Below are 9,068 nucleotides of genomic sequence, written 5' to 3'. Positions count from 1 at the left end.
TATAGCACCGTTCATAATATTTAGTCAACATATTTATTTTTTATCTTTAAAAGAAAAAACTACCCTAAAAATTAGGATAGTCCATACAGTTCTTTTACTGTTCCATCAGTAAGGAAATCATTTTTCAATCGATAAATTGCACTGTCTGAATTCTCTCCGAATTGAATCGCAATTTCAATATAATCATCGCTTGTAAGTTGACCATGATCCAGTATTCTGTCTTTAGCCATTTGAAGCATTCCAGAACGACTAATATTAAGCGGTGTAAAGTTTGGCTGCTGAATCTCATCAGCAATCTTACCTAAACGTCTATGCACTACTGATTTATCTGCTTCATTTAAGTGGACAGTTCTAGTCAAGGCGTTCCTTACAATAAAATCACTTTCAGTTAGATTAGCCATAGGAGCTTTAATATCTGGCGATGCATTACCGTTCATTTTACTGTACTCAGTTTCCAAATGTGCTTGCTGACATAGCTTAATGCATTTATCACTTACTGTTATAGTTCTTCTTGTTCCATTGTCGTCTTCAAGGTGCAATTTATTATTTAAAGCGTCTACAGATTTTTTGCTAAGATTCAGTATTTCACTGTTTCCTGAGCCTCTGATTCCAGATCTCAGCAATTCAATGATTACTGCATCCTGTGCATTTTCTCTGCTCTCGATAATCTTATCCAATTCTTTATCTGTCCAAAAGCGCTTAACCATATTGTTTGCAAACTGTTTTTTCCAAGCCGAGTCGACCATATCAAGTGGATTCAATCCTTTGTGATAGCCCTCTTCAATTGCCCATGAAATGTAGTTTGATACATATGTGACATTCGAGTTACTGCTTGATTCTGTTTTCGGCATATACATAAAGAAAAGTCTTCTTAGTTGATCAATATTGAACGAAAAAAGATCCCTACCCAACTCTGTTTCAAGAATCTGAGAAACTTTAAATAATCTACTGAAAATCTTTTTAGTACCTTCTTTTAAATCATCTAAGAACTCGTTTTTGACTGGTTCGTTGTACATCTTGTCTTCATATATTGTATTGGACATTATTTTACATCCTCTCTCTTAACTAAACTTAACCAAGTAGTGTGTCCACTTTTTCTTCTGTAAATTTACGAAGTGTACTCTTGATTTTATTTGAGTTAACCTTCCCTTGACTACTTAAAAGAGTGTTCAATTCAGATTCAGTTTTCGAGAAGTTTATCGAGTCAACAATACGTGTAATGTCTGAGACAGGGAAGTCTTTGCCGTACTTATCATAAAGTTTCTTTGCAATAACAACAAAGGCAACAAACATGTTATGGTGAGTAAACCAAGAAGTTTTCAAGTGTTCGTTCCTGTTTTTAAATTGTTCCTCATAGGAAGGAATCAAGTATCCAAAGAACTTCTTAAGAACATCTGTGATGTCATAACGATCTTTATTGTTTTGAGGTTCAAAAATTGTTTGAATCGCATCTGATAAAATTGCAAAGTTTGTGTAGTAGTTAATCTTTTTATCAAGTGCTGTCTTGATAGACACTTTTTGTTTCAATTCAGGAGTAGTCATCAAATCCTTAGTAATTTGTTCACCAATGGATTCACTCATATAATGTTTTACTAGTGTTTTATCAAACCTATTCACAGTGTTTACTTGACCTAGTAGGAACTGACTTTCTGCAAGTGGGAAATGTTTAATGGCTACATTGATGTAACCTTCAAATTCAGGGTTCTCTTGCAAGACTTTAATCATTGCCTGTACACGGTGCATTCCATCGATCAGGTTAATAGTTGTACCTTCTCCAATTGTTAATTCACCATCACTGTACTCTACAAGGTCATTACCATCCACCAAAATGTTAAATAGCAGTGTATCGGCTTTGTATTTCCCTTCTTTCATTAACCGAACAATATTGTTAACACTTTTAAGGTTTACACTTGCCTTTTCAGTAATCTTGCCTTTCTTACTAATTGTCTTTTTAGACAAACGTTGTGCGTTATAGTTGTATGTCAGAATGCCAGAGTTATAAAGATCTGCAACTTCACGATAAGAAAGTATTGTTACATAATCTCTTCCTGTTGGAGCAGCAATAACTCCTTCGATTGTATAGGGCAAAGAAATTAGTTCTTCACTCTCAGTTTTATACTTTTGACCTTTACCAATTTCCTTTTGTGTAAAGAATGCTTCAGGATCAAGACGAGGATCTCTAGTGACTTCTTCAATCGTCAAAGTGATTGCCACGAGTTCTTCTTGCGACAAATTTTCTAGTCTTTCGTTTTGAATAAGTAGTTCATTGATTGTACCATGTGATATCTTATGTTTTTGATAAAGTAGTTCATCAATTGCTCTTTGTTGATCTTTATTTTTATTAATAACTGCAAAAACTTCAGTTAAAGTTTCTAAGATGTCCTTATCCTGAGTTACCTCGCTCATTAAAACAACTCCTCTTTATATCCGCTATTTTATACTTCTTTTCTAATAATCATTTTACTTTAATTATTGACAAAAGAAAAGTAAAAAATACTCTAAGTGTACAGTTTTAGGACTGTAGTCTCAGAGTATTCCCCAATGAAAGATGAATTTTAATGCCTACCTAGAGCAGTTTAAGATATTGTGAAGCCAGTTTCTTAGTTCCGTTCTCTAGCCTTGGTGCTGCAATAATGATTTTCAACGCCTCTTTTAGCTGATTTACTGACGTAAAGATTTTCTCAGAGAAGTCCACCCTGATCTTAGCACCATCATAATCGTACTTATACAATAGGAGACTAATCTTCGTTTCTTTGTCTAAATCACTACGATAAATACTTTAATCATTAATAAACGCACTCTTACCAATTGACTCAAGATCAGTTTGAACACTCATAATTAAAACCTCCTTAAATTTCTAAGGAGATTATAACATAAAATATTGTAATCGTTCTTAGCAATTTTGTTTACTGCAATATATTGATAGCGCTAAATACGATTACAGTTCCCTCTTCAATATATGCTCAGTCGAGTTTAATGGAGCAGTATATTGCCACTCATCTTTACCTAAATGGTTCAATGCATCTACCAAAGGAAGACCAACTAAGTCCTCAAGCATTTGCCTACCGCAATAATCTAATATCCAGAAATGCTCTTCTCCAACATTGTCTTTTCTGATAAGCATCGCATGTTCATAAGCAGCCATTCATATCCCCCTACAATTGGTCTATAAAGTCTACAAATACTGGAGTCATTATGTTTCCACTCTTCAAGTAGCCTCTATGTTTAATTGTACAACGAATTAATGGCTGTATCCAGATACTTCCTTTTGTCTCGCCAGTTATAATTTTTGAGGCCACTTTATAAAAACTCTTCTTTTGAGTAGTCGATAGTCCAAATTCTACAGTACCAACATATTTAAAACCATCATCTGTCGAAATACTCAGGTAAAGTGCTGTCGATTCTTTCCTGTAACCTGTCACAACACATTCTGAATACTGCCAATTGATGATCTTGCACCACAAGTCCTTCGGACGTCTCCCAGCCTTATAGGTCGAATCTAGGCGTTTGGCAACCATTCCTTCTAGTTCGTATTGTTTTATTAATTCAAAAAGCGTTTTCCCTGTTTCAAGGACATGAATTACCTTAGTTAATCGCTGCTGGTTCTCTACACTGCTCTCCAATATTCCTTTGCGTATAGAAAGTGGTAATCTCATTACTGATTTATACTTGTGTGTCAGAATATCAAATACAATTAACGTACATGGCCTTGCTATTGCAGCACTGGCAATACTAGAATGTCTCTTACTCATAATTCTTGTCATAACCGCTTCAAAATCTTCTTTTAGGGGATTTTCTAAATCATAACAGACTAACTCACCATCTAGAGTAATTCCTTGCTCTACGTGCAACGATTTTATTTCAGGAAGACTTAGTGTGATATCGTTTCCATGGCGAGTTATCAGTTTGATTCCACTCTCATCACTTAGAAGCTCTATCCTTACTCCATTGGATTTAGGTTCAAATAAATAATCATTCGAATCAAACGGATCAGTTCTTGTATCCAAGAGCATAGGCTCAATAAACTTTAAATGTTTCATACTGATGTCTTTTTCTTGTCTGATTTCTTTTTACTTTTACTTGGACTGGTTAAATTTAACTCAACATCAATTTCAAATACTTCTTTACTTCTTGTATCTCTAAGTGAAGCTTGTAATATGTCCATCAGACTCGAAGACTCATTTGAAATCACTTCTATAGATTCTTTTTTCTGCACTAACTTTGAATTGATAAGAGACAGCATATCAGATCTATATTCATTCTTGTATTTTGTTGGCTCAAATTTAGCAGTAAGTTGTTCAATCAGCATATGAGCAATCTTAAGTTCCTTTTCATCTACTACAGTCTCAGAAGTATTCGGAACATTTTCCACTGGCCTTACTTCGTCTGGATAGTGCAATGTTTCAAGAACCAACACGTCTTTATAAGTTCTGATTGCAGCTAATTGTTGTCCAGAACGAATTGAAATTTTTGCTATGCCTACCTTATTTGATTCTGTTAACACTCTCCGTAGCAATGAGTATGCTCTTACGTGTCCTTCTTCAGGTGATAGATAATAACTTAGATTAAAGTAGATAGGATCAATTTCGTCCAATTCAATAAAATCCAATACCTCTACAGCTCTAGACTCAAACTTTTTCTTTATTACTTCAATTTCTTCATCTTCTATCACTACATATTTATTGGTTTCATATTCAAATCCTTTTACAATGTCTTGATGTGGAGACGATTTTGATTGTTTGACAGGAGCAAGGTTATACTTATCCAGATTCTTAAACTTAATATCCTTGTCGTCAACAGTACTATGAAGTTTTACAGCAATGTTTATTAGACCAAATGATATGTTGCCTTTCCATATTGTATGCAAAAGAAAAGACCTCCTTAATCGTTTTAGATTTAGGATGGTCTTTTTGACAAGAATATATTCAGTTTGGCTAAAGCCATGTTAATTCAAATTGCATTACGGTATCTTCACCTCGAAATTTCCTAGTGTTCCACTCTTGAGATTTCTGGTCTCCAATTACATAGTGTTTTTCAATAGATGCTACTGGGAGCATAGTAATATTAATCGTTCCTTGTTGATCAAGAACAAAAGCAAAGTATCCAATACAATCAAAATCAGATTCGGCCTTTTTGATCTTACTTAGAGTCGTTTTGGGATTATTTATTGTAAAGCCAAAATTAGATTTTCCTTTCTTCCTGCTTCTTGCTTTAACAGATATTCCTAAACGCACTCCATCTTTTACTGCTATTATATCGATTCCGATATGTCTCACATGAACACATTCGTATCCATTTTTTGAAAGCCAATACATAACTAAGTGTTCACCAAAATCACCAGTAATCTGCTTGTGATTGCTGCTATGCATAATTGATGACCTACTCCTCTATATGCCTTATACTTGATATTTCCATTCCCCTTGATCTGTGCTGTAGAATCTGTTTGACATAGTTCTACTCGTGTCACGTATATCTTCAAGTTCTTCAATTGAGTACCGTTTTCCTTGAAGACTCAAAAAATAGTATATGTCTTTACTGACTTTATATTCTGTAACCTCTTCAACTATATAACCTTTTACTAAATTAAGAAACATGTTTAACTTTAAAATAAGTACTTGGTTTTTTGTTTTGTCAATAATATCAATTTCCTCTGAAGAGGCTTCATTCAACTTAAATTCTAATCTGCTATCAATTGCCCGAAATTGAAAATCAATTAGTTCAACAACAAAATATTTCGACTTTTCATTAAATATCTCACTAATTTTAACAAGGTTTTTTATATTGAGAACAGCTTCAGATTTATCATCTAAAAGCATTAGTCCAAAATACTCCATAAATTTATGAAATTTGCATGATATAGAAACCGCCCCACTATAGGCATTAAGGTTCATTATGATTTCTTGTTCTTCATAATCAACTTTTTCAACACTCAGTTCCAATGTCTCTAGTAAGCTTGTAATATCTTTTTCAATTTTATTGATGAATCCTTTTTCATAAATTGTGTGTATCGTTTTTGAATCAACATATCCAGTATCTTTTAATGAATCAATGATTGCACTATTTCCCTTTCTTTCTAGCCACCGTACTACACTTTTTGTTGCAACAAACTTGTCATCTATTTTTTCACTTTGATACCTTTCCATGGATTCAATAAAGATATGATACTCCTTAAACATTAATCCAATCTCATGGAATGTAGATTCACTACTCTTTAGATCTAAATAGGCTTTATATTTGTCGCTGAGCTCTCGACCTAGCTGTAAGTAAGGTTGTCGTATTGCGTTGGGTATTAACACATCATAATACTCTATTTTCCGTTCCCACGTATCGAGAATTTTATCTATGTCATTGAAGTGCTTATTAATATCAGCCATTCTTCTAGTTTTCTTCGCTTGTGCTATCAATTGTTTTCTTGTTTTTCCGTATTGATTCATCTCAAAATCAACAAAATCATTTATGCAATCGCTACCCACATTTAAAGTAATCCCGTTAATTTTGTTTTTGATGTAATGCACTAACTTATTCGCTGTATTACAAAGGGAGCATCTAATCCTGTCATCGCCTAAATCCTCGACATGGTTTAATAGATCCTCATTACCTTTCCATTCCTCACCAGCGTTTTTAATAACAAAAGGAACTACATTTGCAAATTCATTTTTGAACTCTTCAGGTACGTCGACGTAATCAAGCTTTTCATTTTCTTTCAATAAATTGAGCAGCCATGGAAATTCTTGAGTGACAACACTGTTTATTAATAGATTCCTTTTCTTCTTGTCAATTGCAATTTGACTCAATAGATTACCCCCAAATAGGAATGTATGTTTGGTAGGTCTATTGTATCATACTTCTACATTTTTCCACAATATACAGTCAATAAGTATTAGGTCTTCGAGGTCTGTAGTTCCCCAATAAAGCCAAGGTCAAATGAAATCATCGTTTCATTTGATATATTCTTCAATTTTCACCACATTGTAATTCCTAACCAGATCTCCTTCTTGGTATGGAATACTGTTAAACTGTTTATTGAAATTTGACACTGCATCTTCTTGACTAAAGCCTTGGATAAGAATATCTCCTTTCATTTTCATCCAAGGATTAGAATGAAAAAGAGAAGCCCATCGATATTCATATTCATAATAAATGACATAACTACTTTTTAAGAAACCCAGCAAAATGAACGACTCCCTCAATACATCGGATATTTTATTCTGATTTATTAATCCTTATTGAATTTGCAGCTCTTACAAGATCCTCATAATGGATGATTAAATGGCAGATTAACTTGTCTGTTTCACCGTTTTTTGTCATGATTTTTATTGGGATTAGACCATTATCAGATATCGTCTCTGGAAATTGAATCCACCTCCCTGAGACTTCGCAAGGTACATATCCATTGCCTTTTTGATTAATCATCCGTTGCTTATATCCAACAGGAAAACGAATAATGTTTTGCATTTATGCGCTAACCCCTTTCCTCTTGAAATAGTATTTTTATCTGAATATTAACGGCCTGCCATCTTTTAATTTAACAGCCTTTCTGAACATGATAAAGTTGATTCCTTTTTCTATTTCATCGTAACTGACAAGTTCTCCGTCAATTTTAATTCTCCTGTCTACAACCGATGAAACATAAACGCCTCTATCGAATGGTGTTTCTACCATGACCTGCTCTTCAACAGAGTTAATAAATCTGTATCCCTTATTATATAGGTCATCGAATATATTAAATAACTCAATGAAATCCTCGGACATAATCGCACTCCTTTTCAGGGGGAATTTATCTATTCGAGACGAATATTATTGAAATCTACTGTATGTAAAGCCCCAGTCAAGTCCTCAACAATCGCCTTGTTTCCATCCTTCAATTGAATCACAATAACACGCTCTTGGGATTTGAGTGTTTCTGTAGCTTTAATAACTGCACCTTTTACTCCCACATCGTCAGTATTTACAAAAAAACTTCCTGTGTTATTCCCCTTAGTGTCGGCAGCTTTATTAATATCATCTGTTGCTATTAGAAGTTCGCCTTCTCTTATTCCATTCGTCCAGACTTCATACTTCACAATAACATCTCCTTTTTATATAAATGAAATGGATCTTTCAATGCAACTTTCTTATATTGAAATCGGACTTAAGAATCTCAGTCCTATAATGTTCGATTTTCTTAGTCAATTCTTCCAGTTCCATTAATGCTTCATTGAGCAATCTTTCGTTCTCCTGTTTAGTTAAGGTAAATTTTTCAATCTTCGTTTTGTTGTCTTCAATTATGCTTAAGTCCTCTAGATTTATTTTTCCTCTTCGACCATTATCAGTAAACTTAACAGACGCACGTATATCTCCGTCGAATTCCATTATAATACAATGTCTGCCCTGATGTCTGTTCTGGCTGTCTCTGATAGAGTCGACAACGTAAGTATAATATTGATTAATTTCAAAATCTCTAAGCAATTTCCCATTTTGAAGCAATTCATACTTTATGGTTTGTGAAGATACTCGTTTTAAGTTTACTTCAAGCATCATTTCACCTTCCTTTCCTAGCCAATAAATCTGACATTTCATCTACTCTCAAACTCTAACTTACGTTGTTTCAGTTCAGGATCATCCTCATCAATAATGGCATTATTTTCTCCGCACATGCAATCCCAAATAATACGTACTTCATTTCCACAAACTAAACATTCAGGATGTTGAAATTTGGATTCATGCTCAGGTGCGTCTTTATATAATGGATATACACGTTCAAACCATTCCTTAACTTCTCGGTCAGTAAGTGCATACATTGACATCACATAATCCATGCCTTTTTTCAAACGTAGCCACTCCAAGCGTTCCTTTCTTGTTTTTGGCTTCAAGAATCTCTTCCTCTCAGTATATAGTCTGAATTCCTTTCAATTGTCTTCATTAATATATCAAGCCCTTCCTTGGAAAGGTGTTCAGTAAGATTATCACGCAAAAGCTCAATAAAAGTCTGATCCCACTCATCGAAACCACCATTATTTGTTTCGTTGTATGCTTCAACAATCATTTCTTTAGCTCTTTTAATCATCTCTTGTTTTTTCATAATGGCT

General features: G+C 34.0%; 14 protein-coding genes. All 14 read right to left on the bottom strand.

Translation table 11 applies throughout. The features are described 5' to 3' along the window. Positions 1 to 71 precede the first annotated feature (71 nt). The 14 genes from AC1DF0_RS12250 to AC1DF0_RS12185 all read right to left on the bottom strand — a co-directional run bounded on the left by AC1DF0_RS12250 (position 72) and on the right by AC1DF0_RS12185 (position 9,061). Positions 72 to 1,043 (bottom strand): phage lytic cycle repressor MrpR family protein, encoded by a 972-nt coding sequence (locus AC1DF0_RS12250; RefSeq protein WP_477574147.1) that lies wholly within the window; start codon positions 1,041 to 1,043, stop codon positions 72 to 74. A 28-nt stretch (positions 1,044 to 1,071) separates the two neighbouring features. Then, complete coding sequence (locus tag AC1DF0_RS12245) at positions 1,072 to 2,406, bottom strand: DNA sulfur modification protein DndB (RefSeq protein ID WP_477574146.1); 1,335 nt, start codon at positions 2,404 to 2,406, stop codon at positions 1,072 to 1,074. Between the two features lie 532 nt (positions 2,407 to 2,938). Then, positions 2,939 to 3,145 carry a hypothetical protein gene (locus AC1DF0_RS12240; protein WP_477574145.1) on the bottom strand — a complete coding sequence of 69 codons (207 nt, stop codon included), beginning with the start codon at positions 3,143 to 3,145 and terminating at the stop codon, positions 2,939 to 2,941. A 10-nt stretch (positions 3,146 to 3,155) separates the two neighbouring features. Next, the gene (locus AC1DF0_RS12235; RefSeq protein WP_477574144.1) at positions 3,156 to 4,040 is read right to left on the bottom strand and encodes an ATP-dependent DNA ligase; all 885 of its coding nucleotides are present in this window, start codon (positions 4,038 to 4,040) and stop codon (positions 3,156 to 3,158) included. After that, positions 4,037 to 4,867, bottom strand: coding sequence for a non-homologous end joining protein Ku (gene ku / locus AC1DF0_RS12230; RefSeq protein ID WP_477574143.1), 831 nt, complete (start codon positions 4,865 to 4,867; stop codon positions 4,037 to 4,039). Before ku ends, AC1DF0_RS12235 begins: the two co-directional genes overlap by 4 nt. Positions 4,868 to 4,934: 67 nt before the next feature. Continuing rightward, positions 4,935 to 5,369, bottom strand: coding sequence for a hypothetical protein (locus AC1DF0_RS12225; protein WP_477574142.1), 435 nt, complete (start codon positions 5,367 to 5,369; stop codon positions 4,935 to 4,937). Between the two features lie 27 nt (positions 5,370 to 5,396). Further along, the gene (locus AC1DF0_RS12220) at positions 5,397 to 6,794 is read right to left on the bottom strand and encodes a basic helix-loop-helix domain-containing protein (protein WP_477574141.1); all 1,398 of its coding nucleotides are present in this window, start codon (positions 6,792 to 6,794) and stop codon (positions 5,397 to 5,399) included. Between the two features lie 144 nt (positions 6,795 to 6,938). Next, positions 6,939 to 7,172 (bottom strand): hypothetical protein, encoded by a 234-nt coding sequence (locus tag AC1DF0_RS12215; protein ID WP_477574140.1) that lies wholly within the window; start codon positions 7,170 to 7,172, stop codon positions 6,939 to 6,941. Positions 7,173 to 7,203: 31 nt separating this feature from the next. Continuing rightward, positions 7,204 to 7,455 (bottom strand): hypothetical protein, encoded by a 252-nt coding sequence (locus tag AC1DF0_RS12210; RefSeq protein WP_477574139.1) that lies wholly within the window; start codon positions 7,453 to 7,455, stop codon positions 7,204 to 7,206. A 36-nt stretch (positions 7,456 to 7,491) separates the two neighbouring features. After that, a complete protein-coding gene (locus AC1DF0_RS12205; RefSeq protein ID WP_477574138.1) occupies positions 7,492 to 7,752 on the bottom strand; it encodes a hypothetical protein in 261 nt (86 codons plus the stop codon). A gap of 29 nt (positions 7,753 to 7,781) precedes the next feature. Beyond that, complete coding sequence (locus AC1DF0_RS12200; protein ID WP_477574137.1) at positions 7,782 to 8,063, bottom strand: hypothetical protein; 282 nt, start codon at positions 8,061 to 8,063, stop codon at positions 7,782 to 7,784. Positions 8,064 to 8,100: 37 nt separating this feature from the next. Beyond that, positions 8,101 to 8,520 carry a hypothetical protein gene (locus tag AC1DF0_RS12195; RefSeq protein ID WP_477574136.1) on the bottom strand — a complete coding sequence of 140 codons (420 nt, stop codon included), beginning with the start codon at positions 8,518 to 8,520 and terminating at the stop codon, positions 8,101 to 8,103. Positions 8,521 to 8,555: 35 nt separating this feature from the next. Further along, positions 8,556 to 8,852, bottom strand: coding sequence for a hypothetical protein (locus AC1DF0_RS12190; protein WP_477574135.1), 297 nt, complete (start codon positions 8,850 to 8,852; stop codon positions 8,556 to 8,558). Further along, positions 8,849 to 9,061, bottom strand: a complete 213-nt coding sequence (locus AC1DF0_RS12185; protein ID WP_477574134.1) for a hypothetical protein — start codon at positions 9,059 to 9,061, stop codon at positions 8,849 to 8,851. Before AC1DF0_RS12185 ends, AC1DF0_RS12190 begins: the two co-directional genes overlap by 4 nt. Positions 9,062 to 9,068 lie beyond the last annotated feature (7 nt).

This window comes from Paenibacillus sp. 05T425, assembly GCF_056396205.1.
This window is presented reverse-complemented; position numbering and strand designations above follow the sequence as displayed.